At 65.7% G+C, this 17,893-nt stretch carries 15 protein-coding genes; 7 read left to right on the forward strand and 8 right to left on the reverse strand.

The features are described from left to right. Positions 1–54 precede the first annotated feature (54 nt). On the reverse strand, positions 55–993 hold the full coding sequence (locus JEY66_RS21775) for an acetamidase/formamidase family protein (protein ID WP_018271901.1): 939 nt from the start codon (positions 991–993) through the stop codon (positions 55–57). Positions 994–1,059: 66 nt separating this feature from the next. On the opposite strand from JEY66_RS21775, the gene JEY66_RS21780 reads away from it, so the two are divergent. From JEY66_RS21780 to JEY66_RS21790, 3 genes are all read left to right on the forward strand, one after another. After that, positions 1,060–1,854, forward strand: coding sequence for a YdcF family protein (locus JEY66_RS21780; protein WP_018271900.1), 795 nt, complete (start codon positions 1,060–1,062; stop codon positions 1,852–1,854). 86 nt (positions 1,855–1,940) lie between these two features. Beyond that, positions 1,941–2,723: a DUF169 domain-containing protein gene (locus tag JEY66_RS21785; protein ID WP_018271899.1), complete on the forward strand. Its 783-nt coding sequence runs from the start codon at positions 1,941–1,943 to the stop codon at positions 2,721–2,723. 66 nt (positions 2,724–2,789) lie between these two features. Continuing rightward, positions 2,790–3,965 (forward strand): saccharopine dehydrogenase family protein, encoded by a 1,176-nt coding sequence (locus JEY66_RS21790; protein ID WP_018271898.1) that lies wholly within the window; start codon positions 2,790–2,792, stop codon positions 3,963–3,965. Positions 3,966–4,095: 130 nt separating this feature from the next. Here JEY66_RS21790 and JEY66_RS21795 read toward each other — a convergent pair whose 3' ends face one another. Further along, the gene (locus JEY66_RS21795) at positions 4,096–5,295 is read right to left on the reverse strand and encodes an FAD-dependent oxidoreductase (RefSeq protein WP_026192834.1); all 1,200 of its coding nucleotides are present in this window, start codon (positions 5,293–5,295) and stop codon (positions 4,096–4,098) included. A 123-nt stretch (positions 5,296–5,418) separates the two neighbouring features. Here JEY66_RS21795 and JEY66_RS21800 point away from each other — a divergent pair, with 123 nt between their 5' ends. Next, positions 5,419–5,913, forward strand: a complete 495-nt coding sequence (locus JEY66_RS21800; protein ID WP_018271896.1) for a MarR family transcriptional regulator — start codon at positions 5,419–5,421, stop codon at positions 5,911–5,913. On the opposite strand, the gene JEY66_RS21805 is transcribed toward JEY66_RS21800, so the two are convergent. From JEY66_RS21805 to JEY66_RS21820, 4 genes are all read right to left on the reverse strand, one after another. Beyond that, positions 5,885–7,153, reverse strand: a complete 1,269-nt coding sequence (locus JEY66_RS21805; protein WP_026192832.1) for an O-antigen ligase family protein — start codon at positions 7,151–7,153, stop codon at positions 5,885–5,887. The two genes, JEY66_RS21800 and JEY66_RS21805, sit on opposite strands and share 29 nt — an antisense overlap. A gap of 72 nt (positions 7,154–7,225) precedes the next feature. Further along, positions 7,226–8,770 carry an undecaprenyl-phosphate glucose phosphotransferase gene (locus JEY66_RS21810; RefSeq protein WP_026192831.1) on the reverse strand — a complete coding sequence of 515 codons (1,545 nt, stop codon included), beginning with the start codon at positions 8,768–8,770 and terminating at the stop codon, positions 7,226–7,228. A 115-nt stretch (positions 8,771–8,885) separates the two neighbouring features. Next, positions 8,886–10,025, reverse strand: a complete 1,140-nt coding sequence (locus tag JEY66_RS21815) for a glycosyltransferase family 4 protein (protein ID WP_018271893.1) — start codon at positions 10,023–10,025, stop codon at positions 8,886–8,888. Positions 10,026–10,028: 3 nt separating this feature from the next. After that, a complete protein-coding gene (locus tag JEY66_RS21820; RefSeq protein WP_026192830.1) occupies positions 10,029–10,640 on the reverse strand; it encodes a polysaccharide biosynthesis/export family protein in 612 nt (203 codons plus the stop codon). A 175-nt stretch (positions 10,641–10,815) separates the two neighbouring features. Here JEY66_RS21820 and JEY66_RS21825 point away from each other — a divergent pair, with 175 nt between their 5' ends. Further along, positions 10,816–13,158, forward strand: coding sequence for a GumC family protein (locus JEY66_RS21825; protein WP_018271891.1), 2,343 nt, complete (start codon positions 10,816–10,818; stop codon positions 13,156–13,158). 9 nt (positions 13,159–13,167) lie between these two features. Here JEY66_RS21825 and JEY66_RS21830 read toward each other — a convergent pair whose 3' ends face one another. Next, the gene (locus JEY66_RS21830) at positions 13,168–14,148 is read right to left on the reverse strand and encodes a tripartite tricarboxylate transporter substrate-binding protein (RefSeq protein ID WP_041482866.1); all 981 of its coding nucleotides are present in this window, start codon (positions 14,146–14,148) and stop codon (positions 13,168–13,170) included. A 139-nt stretch (positions 14,149–14,287) separates the two neighbouring features. Between JEY66_RS21830 and JEY66_RS21835 the strand changes: the two genes are divergently transcribed. After that, positions 14,288–15,247 carry a LysR family transcriptional regulator gene (locus JEY66_RS21835; protein WP_018271889.1) on the forward strand — a complete coding sequence of 320 codons (960 nt, stop codon included), beginning with the start codon at positions 14,288–14,290 and terminating at the stop codon, positions 15,245–15,247. Between the two features lie 45 nt (positions 15,248–15,292). Here the strand turns inward: JEY66_RS21835 and JEY66_RS21840 are convergent, their stop codons facing one another. Continuing rightward, positions 15,293–16,630 carry an MFS transporter gene (locus tag JEY66_RS21840; RefSeq protein ID WP_018271888.1) on the reverse strand — a complete coding sequence of 446 codons (1,338 nt, stop codon included), beginning with the start codon at positions 16,628–16,630 and terminating at the stop codon, positions 15,293–15,295. A 323-nt stretch (positions 16,631–16,953) separates the two neighbouring features. Here JEY66_RS21840 and JEY66_RS21845 point away from each other — a divergent pair, with 323 nt between their 5' ends. Continuing rightward, positions 16,954–17,892 (forward strand): LysR family transcriptional regulator, encoded by a 939-nt coding sequence (locus JEY66_RS21845; RefSeq protein WP_016844957.1) that lies wholly within the window; start codon positions 16,954–16,956, stop codon positions 17,890–17,892. Position 17,893 lies beyond the last annotated feature (1 nt).

Raw genomic sequence — 17,893 nt, forward strand, 5'->3', positions numbered from 1 at the left:
AACCCGGAATCTCGAGATTCCGGATTCGATGCTGCGCATCCCTCCAGAATGACGTTACCCGTGCACCACGGATTTGGCGATCATGCAGTGGATGCCCTTGGAGCCGTTGACCGTCTGCGTCACGCGCAGGTCGGCGGCCAGACTGCACAGCGTGTAGGCGTCCTCACGCGACAGATTGCGCTTCTCGCCGAGCAGCACGATCATGTCGCGCAGCGCCCGCACCACGCACTGGTCGAGATCGGGATCCATCGCCATGGTCATGTAATGGTCCGCGGTCTCGGCGCGCGGATAGGCCAGCTTGAGGTCCTTGCGCAAGGTCAGGCGGAAGCGGCCGGTCAGCGCGGTCTCGATCGCGGTGACGCAGACCTCGCCGTCGCCCTGCACACCATGGCCGTCGCCGCAGGAGAACAGCGCGCCCGGAACGAACACCGGCAGATAGAGCTTGGCGCCGGCGCCGAGTTCCTTGTTGTCGAGATTGCCACCCATCGCGCGCGGGATCAGCGAGGAGATGCGGCCCCAGGCCGGCGGCGGCGATACGCCCATCACGCCGAAGAACGGCTTGAGCGGCAGATCGAGCCCCCAGGGCATGCTGCCGACCATGCGTCCGCGATCGAGCGGGATATTGAGGACGCGTGTCTCGTGGAAATCGTCGGGCAGGGTGCCGGACAATGGCTTGATCAGATTGTAACCCCAGTCCTGTCGCAGCTGAACGTCGAGAATATCGACCTCGAGCACGTCGCCGGGTTCGGCGCCGGCAACCGCGATCGGGCCGGTCAGGATGTGTCCGGGTACCATTCGCTCGCACTTCGCATGGATGTCGTCGAGCTCCGGCGGAACGAAGAATTTGCCGCGGTCGGGCACCACGTCCGGGCCGCCGCTGACGGTCTCGATCGTGATCTCGTCGCCGCTCGCGACGGTCAGAACCGGTTTCAGCTTGGCTTCAAAGAAGCCCCAATGGCAGGTTTCGGGGCTCGACTTCAGATGATGGGTCATGTGACGGCTTTTGATTAGTTTCCCAGCAGCGTATGACGCTGTAGCAGAACTTCGCAGGGGCTTCTCTTGTTTTTTGTGCTCTCCAAGACGCTCGGCATCATGCTGCTGCCGATCAACTTCCTGATCGGCATCGGCGTGATCGGCACCGTGCTGTTGTTGACGCGGTTTGCGCGCCTCGGCCGCGGGTTGATGGTTGCCGCGCTGCTGCTGCTCGCGATCTGCGGCTTCTCGCCGCTCGGCAATGTCCTGATCTCCACATTGGAGCAGCGCTTCCCGCCATGGGACGCCTCGCGCGGCGCGCCGGACGGCATCATCGTGCTCGGCGGCTCGATCGATGCCGATCTGTCGGTTGCACATGGCACGCCGGTGGTGCGCAGCGCGGCCGACCGCGTCATCGCGGCGGCGGCGCTCGCGCGCAGATATCCGACTGCGCGCCTCGTGTTCACCGGCGGCAGCGCGAACCTGATCTCGAACGATGCGCGCGAAGCCGACTATGCCGCCGAGATGTTCGAGGGTCTCGGCATTGCCAGGTCGCGATTGATCATCGAGCGCCGCTCCCGCAACACGGTGGAGAACGCTGAGTTCTCCCGAGCGCTGGTCGATCCCAAGCCGGGCGAGCGCTGGCTGCTCGTCACCTCGGCCTACCATATGCCGCGTTCGGTCGGGCTGTTCCGCAAGGCGGGATTCAATGTCGAGGCCTATCCGGTCGACTGGCGCGTCGGCAATGTCTTCAGCTTCGCGACGCTTGCGATCGAGGGCCTGTCGCGCACCGATCTCGGCACACGGGAGTGGATCGGGCTTCTGGCCTATCATCTGGCCGGCAGAACCGATGATTTGTTGCCGGGACCGGCTGCACGTTGAGCCGCAGGCACTTGTCGCCTCCGACGGCCAATCCTAACATCGACGCAACAGGCGGCGCCAAGCCGCCGATCACGGGAGTTCACGCCATGCAACAGCAGACACCGCCGGAACAGTTCGACCTCGGCGCAATCGTCACTGATCTGAACAATCTGCTGCGGCTGAAGACCACGGTCATCGGCATCAAGATGTTCGCGTGCGTCGAGGAGATGGAGGCGATCCCGAAGATCCGCCGCCCGTCGGCGGTCCACACCACGGACCAGATCGTCAGCATGGCCTCGCGGCTCGGCTGGACCGTCGGCATCACCGGCGATGATCTGGTCGGCGCGCAATGCCGCGCCGTGATCGGGCTCGCGCCGCAGGATGAGAAATGGCTTGCCGGCGAGAACTATGTCGGCGTCTGGCACGGCACCGCCGAGGACGCGCGCAAGCGTCAGGAGGCGCTCGACGTGGTGCCTTACGGCCAGTACCAGGCGATGGCGGTGAGCCCGCTGACCAGCGGCCGCCTCAATCCGCCCGACATCTGTCTCGTCTATGCGACGCCGGGACAGATGATCATCCTGATCAACGGTCTCCAATACACCGGCTACAAGAAGTTCGAGTGGGGCGTGGTCGGCGAAACCGCCTGCGCGGATTCGTGGGGGCGGGCGCTGAAGACCGGCGAGCCGAGCCTGTCGCTGCCATGCTTCGCCGAGCGCCGTTATGGCGGCGTGCCCGACGAGGAGATGCTGATGGCACTGCCGCCGGCCTATCTGGTGAAGGCGATCGCCGGCATGAAGCAGCTTGCCAGGAACGGTTTGCGCTACCCGATCGCGCCCTACGGCATCCAGGCCGACGTGCGCGCCGGCATGGGCGTATCGTACAAGAAATAGCGCATTGCGTTGCCGCGCCCGCGATGAGAAAAGGGCGCCCAATTCGCTGCGCAGGGAGCCTGATCCATGTCCACGTCGAAACTCGACATCGTCGTCTACGGTGCGACCGGCTTCACCGGCCAACTCGTCGCCGAATATCTCGCGGCGCATTATCGCGACGGCAGCATGAAATGGGCGATGGCCGGGCGCAGCAAAGACAAGCTCGCCTCGGTACGCGACGCGATCGGCGCGCCTGCCGACACGCCGCTGATCGTTGCCGATGCCGGCGATGCCGCCTCGTTGAAGGCGATGCTGGCGCAAACCAAATCTGTCATCTCGACGGTCGGACCGTATCAGCTCTATGGCAACGAGCTGATCGCGGCCTGCGTGGAAAGCGGCACCGACTATTTCGATCTCTGCGGCGAGCCGGTCTGGATGCGGCAGATGATCGACAAATACGAAGCCGCCGCGAAGGCCAGCGGCGCGCGCATCGTGTTCTCCTGCGGTTTCGACTCGGTGCCGTTCGAACTGGGTGCGTTCTTTGTCCAGGAGGAAGCGAGGCGCGTGTTCGGCGCGCCGGCGCAGCGCGTCAAGAGCCGCGTGCGCGACATGCGCGGTACGCTGTCCGGCGGCACCGCGGCGAGCGCCAAGGCGACGTTCGATGCTGTCGCCAAGGACCTCAGCCTGGTTGCGATCCTCAACAACCCGTTCGCGCTGACGCCGGGCTTCGAGGGGCCGAAGCAGCCGCGCGGCAGCAAGCCGGCCTTTGAGGAGGATCTGCACTCCTGGACCGCGCCGTTCATGATGGCGCTGATTAACACGCGCAACGTCCACCGCTCCAACATGCTGATGGGCTTTCCCTACGGCAAGGACTTCGTCTACGACGAGATGGTCCTGACCGGCCCGGGCGAGAAGGGCGAGGCCAACGCGAAGCGTGTGATGGCGCTCAATGCCGAGAAGACCGGCCCAAGCGCGCCGAAGCCGGGCGAGGGCCCGTCAAAGGAAGAGCGCGAGAACGGCCGCTACGATCTGCTCTATCTCGCGGTCGCGCCCGACGGCCGCATGGTCCGCGCCGGCGTCAAGGGCGATCGCGATCCCGGCTATGGCTCGACCTCGAAGATGATCTCGGAATGCGCGATCTGCCTGTTGCGCGATACGCCCGACGTTGCGCCCGGCTTCTGGACGCCGGGAGCCGCGATGCAGCACAAGCTCATCAAGCGCCTGGTCGATCACGCCGGGCTGACATTCGAGGTCGAGAAGTAAGTCGCGCTACGCCGTCGGCGTCATCGCCCGGCTCGACCGGGCGATCCAGTACGCCGCGGCTTCACGGCTCAAGCACTGGCGTCTCTGGAATACTGGATGCCCCGCTTTCGCGGGGCATGACAGCTAGGCGCTACGCTGCCGCCCGCGGATCGTACGCGTACATGAAGTCCATGCCCTTGGACGACACCGGCAGCAGCAGCTTCAGCATGTGATCGCGCAGCCAGGCACCGGTCGGGCTGAACTCGCGCTTGCTGTTGCCGTTGCGGCGGGCGATCGCCACGATCTTCTCGGCGCGCGGGCGCCGCTCGTGCTCGAAGGCCTGGAACGTCATGCCGAGCTCCTGGCCCTCGCGCATCAGGATGCCGAGCCGCAGCGCGTCTTCCAGCGCCAGCGACGCGCCCTGGCCGGCATGCGGGCTGGTGGCGTGCGCGGCGTCGCCGATCAACAGCGTGCGCTTGCGCGACCAGGTTGGCAGCGTCGCGACGTCGAGCGTGTCGGTGACCACGATCTTCTCGGCGGCTTCGATGATCGCAGGGATCGGCGCGTGCCAGCCGGCATGGAAGTCGCGCAGATGCTGCCTGATCGCGTCCTGGCTCTGCAGCCGGTAGGCCGCCGCGGTCATGCCGTGCGACGGCTGCGTGCTCCACCACATCGCGCCCGTGTCCGGATCGGGGCTGCACATCCCATAGCCGAAGAAGCCGCTCTGCCCGAACGTGGTCGCCACCCTCTGGCCGATCGGCAGCTTCTCGATCACCGCGCGGGGCACGAATCCGCCGAAGCCGATCAGCCCGGTGTCGAACGGCGTCGGGCCGTCAGGGATCACGTGGCGCCGCACCGCCGAGTGCACGCCGTCGGCGCCGATCACGAAATCGCCCTCGGCGGTGGTGCCGTCGTTGAAATAGGCGATGACGGGCTGGTCGCCGCGGTCCTCGATTTTCACCAGCTTCTTCTCGAAGAACACCGAGACGTTGGAGGCCCAGGCCTTGTCGATCAGCGTCTCGTTCAACGTCGCGCGGCACATGTTCACCGCGGGCTGGCCGAAGCGCTGCTGCATGTTCTGATTGAGCGAGCCGAGCTTCTTGCCGCCCTGCGAATAGAAGTCGAAGGACTCCGCGATCGAGCCGTTGCGGATCAGCTCGTCGGCAAGGCCAAGCTCCGCCAGCACATGCATGCCGTTCGGCGCGATCTGCAGCCCGCCGCCGATCCCGGTGGAATAGGGCCAGGCTTCATAGAGCTCGGTCTCGATTCCGGCGCGGGTCAGGAACATCGCGGTGACAGGGCCTGCGATGCCGGCGCCGATGATCAGAGCTTTACGGGGACGAGAGGTCATGCCTTGCTCCATGCATCGGTGTGGGGTAGGAAAGGTCAGTTGCTAACTATCTTAGTATCTAAGATATAAGGCGAGTAAGATACAGGAGCCGCTTTGTCAAGTGCGAAGTCGCGTGCAGCGCTGATGCAGGAACTCGAGGAGGCGATGCGCCGGTCGTCGGCGCAGGGCGTGATGTACGGCCAAGCCGTTGCGAACATGGCCGGAATCTCCAACTCCGACATGGAATGCATGGACATCCTGCATCTGGAGGGGCGCGTCACCGCCGGCCGTCTCGCCGAAGTCACCGGCCTGACCACCGGCGCGATCACCGGCGTGGTCGATCGTCTGGAGAAGGCGGGTTACGTGCGCCGCGAGCGGGACGAGAGCGACCGCCGCAAGGTCTTCATCTCGGTGGTGGAGGAAAAAGCGGCGGAGATCGGCAAGTTCTACGTGCCGATGCAGGAGGCGATGCTCAAGCTGTGGAGCAGCTACACCGACGACGAATTGCGCTTGCTGCTGCGCTTCGCCAATGACGGCTACAAGGGCGTGCTGCAAGCAACCGGAGCATTGAAGGCGGTGATCGACATGCCGCCGGAGCAGCGCGCCAGTCTCAAGATGCCGCCGAAGGCTCGTCGATAATCCGTGCCGATGTCGCGCGGTAGCGCTCGGCTGCCGCATACATGCCCCACATCGTGCCCAGCATCATCCAGAAGTGCCGCCAGTGGTCGGTGTCGATGATGAAGCTCTCGCCGACGACGCCGAGGAACGCCGAGAAGACCGCGAGATAGCCGCGCTGCCACGGCACCTGCAGGTAGACGTAGCGGAAGCCGATGATCGCGCTGACGAACACCAGCGCCGGATAGCAGATCCCCGAGATCCAGCCGCCCGACATGAAGGCGTTGAGGAACGAGTTGTGGGTGTCCTCGGGGAAGTAGGTGTGGAATTGCAGCGGTCCGATGCCGAACGGCAGTTCGAGCGCCATCTGGGCGCCGAGGATGTGGCGGCCGAACCGGCCGAAGCGGCCTTCGTCATAGCTCTGGTCGAAGCTCGCGCGCTGCTTGAACATGTCGGCGACCGAGCCGATCGAGAGCAGCACCGCGATCAGCGCCACGGCCAGGATCGCGGCGATCAGCGTCATCACGATGATGCGCGAGCGCTGCGCCTGCGAGCGGCTGGTGAACACCATCAGCGCCAGCATGAAAGCCGCGGTGATCACGAGGCCGCCCCAGGCGGCGCGCGAGAACGACAGCAGGATCGCGAGCGAGATGATGCCGAACGCGATGGCGTTGCGGAACGCCTTGTCGAAGCGGTCGGAGACGACGCTCTGCAGCGTGAACAACGCCGGCAGGATTAGGAAGGCGCCGAGCACGTTCGGATCCTTGAAGGTGCCGCGGGCGCGATCGTACAGCGTCAGCAGATCGTAGCCGCCGGGCACCAGACGGAAGTAGCCGGCGATGCCCGCGAGCGAGGCGATCATCGCGCCGACGATCAGGCCGCGGCGCAGCATGTCGAGGCGGGCTTCGGTATCCTCCGACATCACCATCGCGAAGAAGATGACGGTGACGGCCATGTACCAGGAGGTGAGCACCCAGTTCACCACCTCCGGCTTGTCGAGGAACGGCACCGCGCCGATGCTGTAGCCGACATTGAGCACGATCAATGTGAACAGCAGCGGCATGAACACCAGCCGCATGCGCAGGCCGGTGCCGAAGAACAGCACGCAGGCGGTCAGCGTGACGAGCTCATACGGGCTCGGCTCGATGAACACGATGGCGCCGGACGCGCCGGCCAGCCACACCAGCGCCCGCTGCAGCGCCAGCACGCCCGCTGGTGCTGATGTCGGCGAATGGGACGTCCCGGCTGTCGCCGCATAGGCCATCGGATACTCACGCAACGCAACAGATACATACGTTTGTCATTGCCCGCGCAACGACGGCAGTTCGCTGAATTCTCAGTACGCGTTCTCGCTCTTGGTCAGCAGCGAGAACGGGGTCTTGAGCAGGATGTAGAGGTCGAACAGCACCGACCAGTTTTCGATGTAGTAGAGATCATATTCGACGCGCTTCTGGATCTTCTCGTCGGTGTCGACCTCGCCGCGCCAGCCGTTGATCTGCGCCCAGCCGGTGATGCCGGGCTTGACGCGGTGGCGGGCGAAGTAGCCGTCGACCGCCTCGTCGAACAGGCGGTTTTCCAGCTTGCTCTGCACGGCGTGCGGGCGCGGGCCGACCAGCGACAGATTGCCCTTCAGCACCACGTTGAACAGTTGCGGCAATTCGTCGAGCGAGGTCTTGCGGATGAAGCGGCCGACGCGGGTGACGCGCGGATCGTTCTTGGTCACCACCTTGGAAGCTGTAGGGTCGGCCTGGTGATGGTAGAGCGAGCGGAATTTGTAGACGTCGATCCGCTCATTGTTGAAGCCGAAGCGCTTCTGGCGGAACAGCACCGGGCCGGGGCTGTCGAGTTTCACCGCGAGCGCCACCAGTCCCAATACCGGCAGCGCCGCAACCAGGGCCAGGCCGCCGACTACGCGGTCGAACAGCCATTTCAGCACCAGATCCCAGTCGGTGATCGGCGCCTCGAACATATCCAGCGTCGGCACCTTGCCGATATAGGAATAGGAACGGGGGTGGAAGCGCAGCTTGTTGGTATGGGCCGACAGGCGGATGTCGACCGGCAGCACCCAGAGCTTCTTCAGCATTTCCAGGATGCGGGTCTCCGCTGAGATCGGCAGCGCGAACAGCACGAGGTCGACGCGGGTGCGGCGGGCGAATTCGACGATGTCATCGATCTTGCCGAGTTTCGGTGAGCCGGCGCAGGTATTGGTGGCGCGATCGTCATTGCGGTCGTCGAACACGCCGAGCACATGGATGTCGGAATCATCCTCGGCGTTCAGCGCCTCGATCAGCTGCTCGCCGTTGTGGTCGGCTCCGACGATGATGGTGCGGCGGTCGAGCCGGCCGTCATGCGCCCAGGCGCGCACCATCGATCGCAGCAGCAGCCGTTCGGCGATCAGGACCGCAAGGCCGACGCAGAAGAACGACGACAGCCAGACCCGCGAGACCTCGCCGCCGAGCTTGACCAGGAAGGAGATGCCGATGAACAGCAGGAACACGAAGGCCCATGACGAGATCATGCGCGTCATCTGGCGCAGCTGGCCGCGGAAGATCTGCACCTGGTAGATGTCGGCGGCCTGGAAGCAGACAACGGCGGCAGCCGACATGCCGAGGATCGATGCGATGTATCCCCAGTGAATGATCCCGCCGGCGAGCGGCCTGACATAAGCGAGATAGAGCCCGACGCCGACCAGGCTGAGCAGCACGAAGTCGGCGAGGCGAACCACGCCGGCGATCACGACCGGCGAGTAGGCGCTGCGAACTTTCTGGTTGGTGACGGCGAGCGCGGCCGGCGAGAGGCGCCGGCGCCGTTCGATCTGCGGCTGAGCGGCCGTCGCAGACGCTGCCGCATCCAGCATCGAGCGTGCGTTAAACGGTTCCACGAGTCCACGTCCATTCCTGCGCATGCAGATGTGCATCCGCGCGCAGCACTAAAATTCCCCCGGACGTGACTTAAGGGGACAAATCGGAAGAAACGGTTACGTGTGCAAGAAGTGGTTAACGTTTGGCAAATGCGTCGCGGTAGCCGGCCAGCACACCCTCGACCATTGCGCCCTGCGAGAAATGTTCCGAAATGCGCTCGCGCAGTCTCGCGGCGCGCGCCGTGGTCGCGGCGGGGTTGTCCAGCGCGGCCTTGATCGCATCGGCCATCGCGCCGGCATTGCTCGGCGCGAACAGGGCGTCGGTGTGGGTATCGAAGATCTCCGGGATGCCGCCGACGTCGGCGGCGATCATCGGAACGCCGGCAGCGGCAGCCTCGATCACCACATAGGGCATCGAATCGCCGCGCGAGGGCACCACCAGCAGGTTGCCCTTGGAGAAACCGTAGCGCGCCTTGACGTGACCGATGAAGCGGACGGCCTCACCGAGCGACAGCCGCTTCACCTGCTCCTTGAGGCGCTCGAATTCCTCGCCGTCACCGCCGAGCGTCAGCGTCACCGGCTTGCCTTCGGCGCGCAGCTTCGCCACCGCGTCGATCAGGAGATCGGCGCCCTTGATGCGCCGGAACTCGCCGACATAGGCCACGTCGGTGGCATCGTCGGCGCCGGGGACCGGTTCGAATTCCTCCGCGGTGACGCCGTTGAACACGCAGCGCACGAGGCCTGCCGGCTTGCCGACGGTGCGCTGATAGGTGTCGCGGGCAAACGCGCTCTCGAACAGGAACAGGTCGGTGCTGTTCATCAGGGTGCGCTCGAGCTGGCTGTAGAAGCGGCCCTTCCAGGTGTCGAGCGGGTAGTGCAGCGAGCCGCCATGCGGCGTGTAGACCCGGATCACCTTGCTCGACCGCCGCCGCAGCCGGACATAGGCGCCGGCCTTGGCGCCATGCCCGTGCACGACATCGGGTTTCAGCTTGCGGATCAGGCCGGCGATGTGGGCCCAGACCATGAAATCGGCGAAGCGCGGCTCGCGGCGTATTGCCACGCGGTGGACGCCGAGCTTGAGCCGCGGCTCGATCTCGGCAAGCGCCGCGTCGGCCCGCGCGCCGCCGGTCAGGCTGTCGGCGACGATGCCGACATGATGGCCGCGTTCGATCTGGCCGTTGGCGACGTCGAGGATGTGACGAATGATGCCGCCGACCGGGGCACGGACGACATGCAGGATGCGGAGCGGCGGTTGCTGGGTTTGATCCTGCGCCATCGATCAGAACCAGCGCTCGCCGACGAACACGGTGTCACCCGGGCCGATCGGCGTGCCCAGCGGAGCGACGAAGCGGCCCGCGCCCGATGCATCGGTGTGGGTGAGGGTGACCTCGTCGCGCCTGGCGCGCGGCGAGAAGCCGCCGGCGATCGCGACCGCGCTTTCGACCGTCATGTTGGGCACATAGGGATACTGGCCGGGGGCCTGGACCTCGCCGAGGATGAAGAACGGCCGGTAGGCCTCGATCTCGACCGCGACCGACGGCTCGCGGATGAAGCCGTTGCGCAGCCGTGCGGTGATCTCGGCGGCAAGCCTGGCAGGGGTGCGGCCGCGCGCCGGCACCGAGCCGATCAGCGGCATGGTGATCGCGCCCGCGGCGTCGATCGCATAGGCGTTGGTGAGCCCTTCCTGGCCATAGACCACAACGCGGAGCTTGTCGCCGGGGCCGAGATTATAGCCCTCGCGCGTCGGTGCGGGATCGGCATAGGCCACGGGCGCAGCATACGCCATCGGTTCGAGACCGGGGTCGCCGGCGACCGGCGACGTTCGGCCCATGCACCCCGACAGCACGAGCGCAGCGACCAGACAAATAAGGGGAGCGCGCAGATCGCGCATGCAAGGAATCCCGCGACAATATCGGCTCCGATTAACGGCACCCATGGTTAACAAAGAATGACGGGGCGGGTGGTGGCGGCCATGCCCGTCAACCCCACCGATTAACCCAGCGGCAACCTTAATGGACTGTAATCGCCCCATTGAGATGGAGTCGCGGTATCCGCGGGGGTTTGTTATGCGTTTTGCATTCTGGCGTAGAGGCAAGGATAAGGCCGTCGTGCAACGGGCGTTGCCGAAGTCTGCGCCCGTCGCCGACGAAGCTGTCGTGAAGGCGGCTGCGCCCAAGCTTGCTTCTGACAAGCCTGCGCCTGACAAGCCGGCGCGTCCGGCGGAGGCGGCCGATCTCGACCTGCACGTGCTCGGCCGCGCGCTGGCGCGCAAGCGCGGCTGGATCATCGTGCCGTCGGTGCTGGTGTTCGCGCTGTCGCTTGCCGCGGTCAACGTCGTGACGCCGCGCTACAAGTCGGAAGCGCGAATCCTGATCGACAATCGCGAGAACGCCTTCCTGCGTCCGAACGGCGAGCGCGACCTGGAGCGGACCTCGCTCGACGCCGAGGCGGTGACGAGCCAGGTGCAGCTGTTGCTGTCGCGCGATCTCGCGCGCGACATCATCAAGAAGAACAAGCTGGCCGAGCGTCCGGAGTTCGATCCGGTGCTGCGGGGCTTTTCGCCGCTGAAGTCACTGCTGGCGCTGTTCGGCATCGGCCGTGACCCGTTCAGCCTGACGCCGGAAGAGCGGGTGCTTGATTCATATTACGAGCGCTTCCAGGCTTTTGCGGTCGACAAGTCGCGCGTCATGGTGATCGAATTCCAGTCCGAGGATCCCGAGCTCGCGGCGCGCGTCGCCAATTCGATCGCGGACGGCTATCTCGTGCTGCAGCAGGCCGCGCGGCAGGACCAGGCCAAATCCGCCAGCACCTGGCTGCTCGGCGAGATCGACAAGCTGCGCACCAAGGTCGCGGATGCGGATTCGCGCGTCGAGGAATTCCGCTCGAAGTCGAGCCTGTTCGTCGGCACCAACAACATCCCGCTGTCGAACCAGCAGATGGGTGAGCTGAACACGCAGCTCAACAATGCCCGCGCGCTGAAGGCGGATGCCGAGACCAAGGCGCGGCTGATCCGCGAGATGCTTCAGGGCGGCAAGCCGATCGAGGCGTCGGAGGTGCTCAACTCCGAGCTGATCCGCCGGCTCGCCGAACAGCGCGGCACGCTGCGCGCGCAGCTCGCCGAGCAGTCCTCGACGCTGCTCGACAACCATCCGCGCATCAAGGAATTGAAGGCGCAGATCGCCGATCTCGACCGGCAATTGCGTGAGGAAGCCGGCAAGGTTTCGCGCTCGCTGGACAATGACGCCCGCGTCGCCGATGGCCGTGTCATGGCGCTGCAGGCGAGCCTGGACCAGTCGAAGAAGCAGGCGTCGTCGAGCAATAGCCAGGACGTGCAGCTGCGCGGGCTGGAGCGTGAAGCCAAGGCGCAGCGCGACCTGCTGGAGGCCTATCTCGCCAAGTATCGCGAAGCGACGGCGCGCGAGAACATCGAGGCCGCGCCGACCGACGGCCGCATCATCTCGCGCGCCTCGGTTTCGAATACGCCGGCTTATCCGAAGAAGCTGCCGATCGTGCTGATCGCGACGCTGGCGACGCTGCTGCTGTCGTCCGGCATCATCATCACGGGTGAGCTGCTGCGCATCTCCGCGCCCGGTGCGGTTGGCCGCGCCTTCGCGCCGGCGGCCGCCGTGATCAGGCGCCGCGAGCCCGTCATGGATGCCGCAACGGCGGACCAGACCGCGCCGGCGCTGCCGCCTGAACCGGCGCTCGCGTCGCCGGTCGTGTCGAAGCCGGCGGTGGAGCCCGAATTGCCGCTGGAGCCTGCGGCTGCCCATGAACCTGAGCCGCAGCCTGCGTCCGCCGAGGCCGCCGACGAGATCGATGAGCTCGCCGAGCGCCTCGTCGCTGCCGGTCCCGCCGCCCACAAGGTCACCGTGCTCGGCCCGGCCGCGGCTGAGAGCGTTACGCTGACCGCCCTGACGCTGGCGCGTCTGATGGCGCGCCAGGCCAAGGTCGTCGTCGTCGATCTCGTCGCGTCCTCGCCGGTGCTGACGTCGGCGACCGTCGATCCCGCGGCGCCCGGCCTTGCCGAATTGATGCAGGGCGAGGCGACCTTCGCGCAGATCATCACCAAGGATCGGCAGTCGCGTGTTCAGATCGTCAGCGCCGGGCGTCCGGGCTTCGATCGCTCGCATCTGCAGTCGCCGCGGCTCGCACTTGCGATCGACGCGCTGCTCAGGGTCTACGATCACGTGCTGCTCGACGCCGGTTCGGCCGTCGACCTGCCGGCCGAACTGCTGACCGCGAAGGCGCAGGCGGTCGTGGTGCCGGACGCCGCCATGGCGCAGGACGCTCGCCACTCGATGATCGAGCAACTCACGGCGGTCGGCTTCGCCGAAGTGACGATGCTGAGCAAGCCCTGCGCGGCGTCGGAAGCGGCCGTGAGGGGCCCGCGGGTGGTGGCCGCCTGACCGCCACCGTCAGCCGGTCGGGGTAAATCCGGTCGCGCGCACGATCCCTTTCCAGCGATCGGATTCGGTGGCGAGCAGTCGGGCAAAGTCATTCATCGCGATTGCGTCGACGTCGATCGACAGTTTGGCCATGCCGGACTTGACCTCCTCGGTGCGCAGTGACGCCTGGATCGCGCTGTTGAGTTGCGCGACGATTGCCGGAGGCGTCTTCGCCGGCAGGAAGATGCCGAACCAGGTCACGTCCTGAAGCGCGGGGTAACCGGCTTCCGCCACCGTCGGCACATCGGGGAGAGATTTGAGACGGCTGGGACCGGTCGTCGCCAGAGCGCGAAGCTGTCCGGACTGGACCTGGCCCAGCAGGCTGTCGATCGGCATCACCGCCGATGCGATCTCGCCTTTCAGGAGATCCTGAACCGCCCCTCTGCCTTGATAGGGCACGTGGAGATAGTCGAAGCCCGCGGTCCGGCCGAGCATCGCACCGATGAAATGCAGCGTGGTGCCGACGCCCGGCGTGCCGTAGGTCGCCTGCGTCGGGTTGGCGCGGCACCAGGCGACGAAGTCGGCGAGGCTCCTGACGTCGTTCGGGACTTTCGGGCCGACCGCCAGCAGCGTCGCGAATGAGCCGACGGTCGAGACCGGCGTGAAGTCCTGCGGTGCGTATGCGAGCGATTTGTAGGTGTGCGGAAACAGCGCGATGAACCCGAGCGGCGCGAGCAGCATGACCGATCCATCGGCCTCGGCGTTCTTCACGGTCTCGATCGCAATCCGGCCGCTGGCGCCGGGCCGCGTCTCAACGACGATGGAGTCGGCATAATCCTTCATCTGCCCGGCAACGAGCCTTGCGACGGCGTCCGGCAATCCGGGCGTGTAGCCGGTCAGGATATGGGCGGTCTTCAGGCGGGGCTGCGCGGCGACTGGCCGGACCAGGCCCGCGGCGGCGAGCGCGGCACCGGCCGCTGACGCGGTCAGGACGTCGCGACGGGTCAACATGCATGCCTCCATGGTCGTGGAGCCGCGCCGTCCGGGGCGCGACGATCTGCGTCATCGCGCGCGGAGGATGCGTGAGGCGGGGATAAACGTCCAATGCTAGTGTCTGAGGCGTCCATAACCGTTTTGGTAAGGATCGCTGATGCAGGACATCGAGCGTGCCCGACGCCGGATCAAGCTGCGCGACCTGCACATCCTGCTCGTCATCGCGCAGCGCGGCAGCATGGCGAAGGCTGCCGCGGAGCTCGCAGTGTCGCAGCCGGCGATATCGCGGGCGGTCAGCGACATGGAGCACGCGCTCGGACTTCGGCTGTTCGATCGTTGCCGTAACGGCATCGAACTGACGGCCTATGGCCATGCTCTGGTGCGACGCGGGGTCTCGATCTTCGACGAGCTTACCCAGGGCTTGCAGGAGCTCGAGTTTCTGGCAGATCCCAGCGTCGGGGAGTTGCGCATCGGCAGTACGGAGAGCATCGCAGCGGGCTTGCTTCCGGCGGCGATCGACCGCTTCACGCGGCGGCACCCCGGCATCCGCATCAATGTCGCGCAGACCGTTCTCAGCGATCTGCGTTACCGCGAACTGCGCGAGCGCAACATCGATCTGTTGCTTGGATGGACGCCGACGCCGTTTGACGAGACGGACCTGGCAGTCGAGCCCTTGCTCGATGATCGGCGCGTCGTGGTCGCGGGAAGGCGAAGCAAATGGGCGCGTGCATCCAGGCTCGAATTGGCCGACCTCGCAGACGAGCGCTGGGTGTTGCCTCCGCCGGACACCTTTCCCGGTTCCGCGGTGGCGGAGATGTTTCGCGAAGCCGGAATGCAGATGCCAAGCGCGCCGGTCACGACGCTGTCGCTTCATTTGTGCTGCCGGCTCGCCGCGACCGGCCGCTTCATCACCGTGCTGCCGGGCTCGGTCGCGCGGTTTGCCGGCGGCGATCTCGGCCTGAAGGTGCTTCCGGTTCAGCTTCCGCGAGCGGCCGCCGTCTCGGCCGCGATCGTCACGTTGAAAGGCCGCACGTTGGGCCCGACCGCTGAGATCTTCATCGCCTGTATCCGCGAGGTCGCCAAGGCGGCCGCGAGCAAAGCGGCCGCCGGCAAGTGACGGGCATTACAGGCGCCGTTCCCTTCCGGTGCAGGCGCCCGATGCCTAGTGCGCCATCATCGGCTGGCGCGCGGTTCGCTCGAGCACCGGATCGATCCGCAGCCTGATCGTGACCAGCGCGCCGATCAGTCCCATCACGGCGAGCAGCAGCAGCCCCGCCGTAAAGCTGCCGGTCAGGTCCTTCAGATAGCCGACGGCGAATGGGCCGGCAAAGCCCGACAGGTTGCCGAGCGAGTTGATCGCGGCAATGCCTGCCGCCGCTGAGGCGCCGGTCAGGATGCCGGCCGGCATCGGCCAGAACATCGGCGGCACTGCCGACACGCCGATTTGCGCAAGGCAGAGCAGAGCGACGATCAGTATCGGATTCGACACCAGCCCGGCGAGGCCGATGCCGACGGCGGCGAGCGTCAGCGCGCCGGCCACATGGTATCGCCGCTCGCCGGTCTTGTCGGAATGGCGGCCGAGCAGCACCATGCCGACCGCGCCGAACACGAAGGGCAGGGCCGCGATCAAGCCGGTCTGGGTGTCGGTGACGCCAAACGCCTTGATGATGGTGGGCAGGAAGAAGGCGACGCCGTAGCTTGCCGCGTTGAGGCAGAAATACACGAAGGCGCAGGCAAGGACCCGCGAGTCGGTGAGCGACTGCAGAACGGAAATATGCTCCACGGCCTCGGTTTGCTGCCGCTCGCGCTCAAGGGTGGTCTGGATCCACTTGACCTCGTCGAGCTGCAGCCAGCTGGCCTGGCGCGGAAAGTCGGGAAGGAAGGTCAGGACAGCGAAGCCGACCAGGACCGATGGCAGTGCCTCGCAAACGAACAGCCACTGCCATCCGGTCAGGCCGGCGCCCGACAGGTTGAGCAGCAATCCCGAAATGGGCGCCCCGATGATGCTCGAGATCGGGATCGCGAGCATGAACAGGCTGATGACGCGCGCGCGGTACACCGACGGGAACCAGAGCGTCAGATAGAAGATGATGCCGGGGAAGAAGCCGGCTTCGCAGGCGCCAAGCAGGAGGCGCAGGAAGTAGAAGATCCACTCGCTCGACAGGCCGCTCGCCGCAGACATCTGCGGGATGAAGGCAAATGCGGCCGAGACGATGCCCCAGCTGATCATGATGCGGGCGATCCAGCGCCGTGCACCGAACCGTTCCAGAAGGATGTTGGAGGGCACCTCGAAGAAGAAGTAGCCGATGAAGAACAGACCGGCGCCGAGCCCGTAGGCGGCCTCGCTGAGGCCGAGCGCCGCGTTCATGTGCAGCTTGGCGAAGCCGACATTGACGCGATCGAGATAGGCCACGAAGTAACACAGGATGAGGAACGGAATCAGCCGCCGCATCATCTTTCCGATCGCGCGCTTCTCGACATCGTCGCTCATCGTTCCCATCCCTTCCTGTTTTTCGAATCGGCAGACGATCCCTGCGCTGTTCGGGGCGGCACCTGGCGCACCCGCAGCGGTTCGTCGCGTTGCTCTTGCAAGTCTTCTTCATTGTTGTGTAATCGACTGCCGCGTGACTAATGGCATTTGGGAATGGAGCCACGGCGAAACTGTCATGATGCACCGCGGTATAAGCGCGGGAACTCTAGAGCGTTTTCCAGCGAAGTGGCTGCTCGTTCGCGCCAAGAAAACGCCTCAAAGCAGAATCTGGAGCCCCGTTCCGGCTTGATCGGAACGGAAAAGGCTCTTGCCGGGCAGGATGGTGGCGGGCCGTGATCAATAATCTGAAACTGCGCCAGCTGCGCCTGCTGGTCGCTCTCGACAATGAGCGCAAGTTGCAGCTCGCCGCCGAGCGGTTGAACATCACCCAATCCGCTGCATCGAAGATGCTCGCCGAAATCGAGGCGCTGGCGCGGGTTCCCTTGTTCGAGCGCACGGCGCGCGGCGTCGAACCGACGGCATATGGGTCGATCCTGATCCGTGGCGGCAAGAGCGTGCTGGCCGATCTCGACCAGGTCACCGACGAGTTCGCGGGCTACAAATCCGGTGAGCTCGGCACCGTCTCCGTTGGAACAGTCGCCAAGCCGAGCATCGACCTCGTCGTCGACGTCATCCAGTATCTCGGCGAAAAGCTGAATCGGGTGAACATCTCGCTCGATGTCAGCACCAGCCCGCCATTGATCACGCGACTACTGGCGCTCGAGTTCGATTTCGTCGTCGCCAGGATTCCCGCCGGCATCGATCCCCGGCAGTTCGACTATTTTGAGATCGGCGCGGAGGAGGCAGTGCTGCTCGTCCGTGCGGAGCATCCGTTGGCCGGCCGCGAGACGGTCGAGCTGGAGGACATGGCCGACCAGCAATGGATCTGCCAGCCGCGCGAATCCTTCATGCGCCAAGCGCTGGAGAGGCTGTTCATGAGCCGCGGCGTGACGCCGCCGCGCCGGGTCATCAACACCGAGTCGTTTTTCGCCTCGGTCGGAATTGCCGCGGGCATCGACGCGATCGTGCCCGTCCCCATGCTGGTGTTCGATCTGGTCGATCCGCAGCGGTTCAAGGTGCTGCGCCTGCGCGACAGGCTGTTGTTGGAGAATTACGGCCTGATCAAGCTGCGCAAGCGTGCGCTGTCACCCGCCGCGGCATTGCTGTTCGACGCGATGAAGCGGCTCGGCGTACCGAATGGCGGCGCAGAGCAGGGCGACGCGGCGAGCTGAA

The sequence above is a fragment of the Bradyrhizobium elkanii USDA 76 genome (assembly GCF_023278185.1).
Classification (GTDB): Bacteria; Pseudomonadota; Alphaproteobacteria; order Rhizobiales; family Xanthobacteraceae; genus Bradyrhizobium; species Bradyrhizobium elkanii.

Coding starts and splice junctions, on each gene's coding strand:
- JEY66_RS21830 (WP_041482866.1), bottom strand. CDS start 14,148: ATGTTGACCCGTCGCGACGTCCTGACCGCGTCAGCGGCCGGTGCCGCG.
- JEY66_RS21835 (WP_018271889.1), top strand. CDS start 14,288: ATGCAGGACATCGAGCGTGCCCGACGCCGGATCAAGCTGCGCGACCTG.
- JEY66_RS21790 (WP_018271898.1), top strand. CDS start 2,790: ATGTCCACGTCGAAACTCGACATCGTCGTCTACGGTGCGACCGGCTTC.
- JEY66_RS21815 (WP_018271893.1), bottom strand. CDS start 10,025: ATGGCGCAGGATCAAACCCAGCAACCGCCGCTCCGCATCCTGCATGTC.
- JEY66_RS21800 (WP_018271896.1), top strand. CDS start 5,419: ATGCAGGAACTCGAGGAGGCGATGCGCCGGTCGTCGGCGCAGGGCGTG.
- JEY66_RS21840 (WP_018271888.1), bottom strand. CDS start 16,630: ATGGGAACGATGAGCGACGATGTCGAGAAGCGCGCGATCGGAAAGATG.
- JEY66_RS21785 (WP_018271899.1), top strand. CDS start 1,941: ATGCAACAGCAGACACCGCCGGAACAGTTCGACCTCGGCGCAATCGTC.
- JEY66_RS21775 (WP_018271901.1), bottom strand. CDS start 993: ATGACCCATCATCTGAAGTCGAGCCCCGAAACCTGCCATTGGGGCTTC.
- JEY66_RS21825 (WP_018271891.1), top strand. CDS start 10,816: ATGCGTTTTGCATTCTGGCGTAGAGGCAAGGATAAGGCCGTCGTGCAA.
- JEY66_RS21820 (WP_026192830.1), bottom strand. CDS start 10,640: ATGCGCGATCTGCGCGCTCCCCTTATTTGTCTGGTCGCTGCGCTCGTG.
- JEY66_RS21805 (WP_026192832.1), bottom strand. CDS start 7,153: ATGGCCTATGCGGCGACAGCCGGGACGTCCCATTCGCCGACATCAGCA.
- JEY66_RS21795 (WP_026192834.1), bottom strand. CDS start 5,295: ATGACCTCTCGTCCCCGTAAAGCTCTGATCATCGGCGCCGGCATCGCA.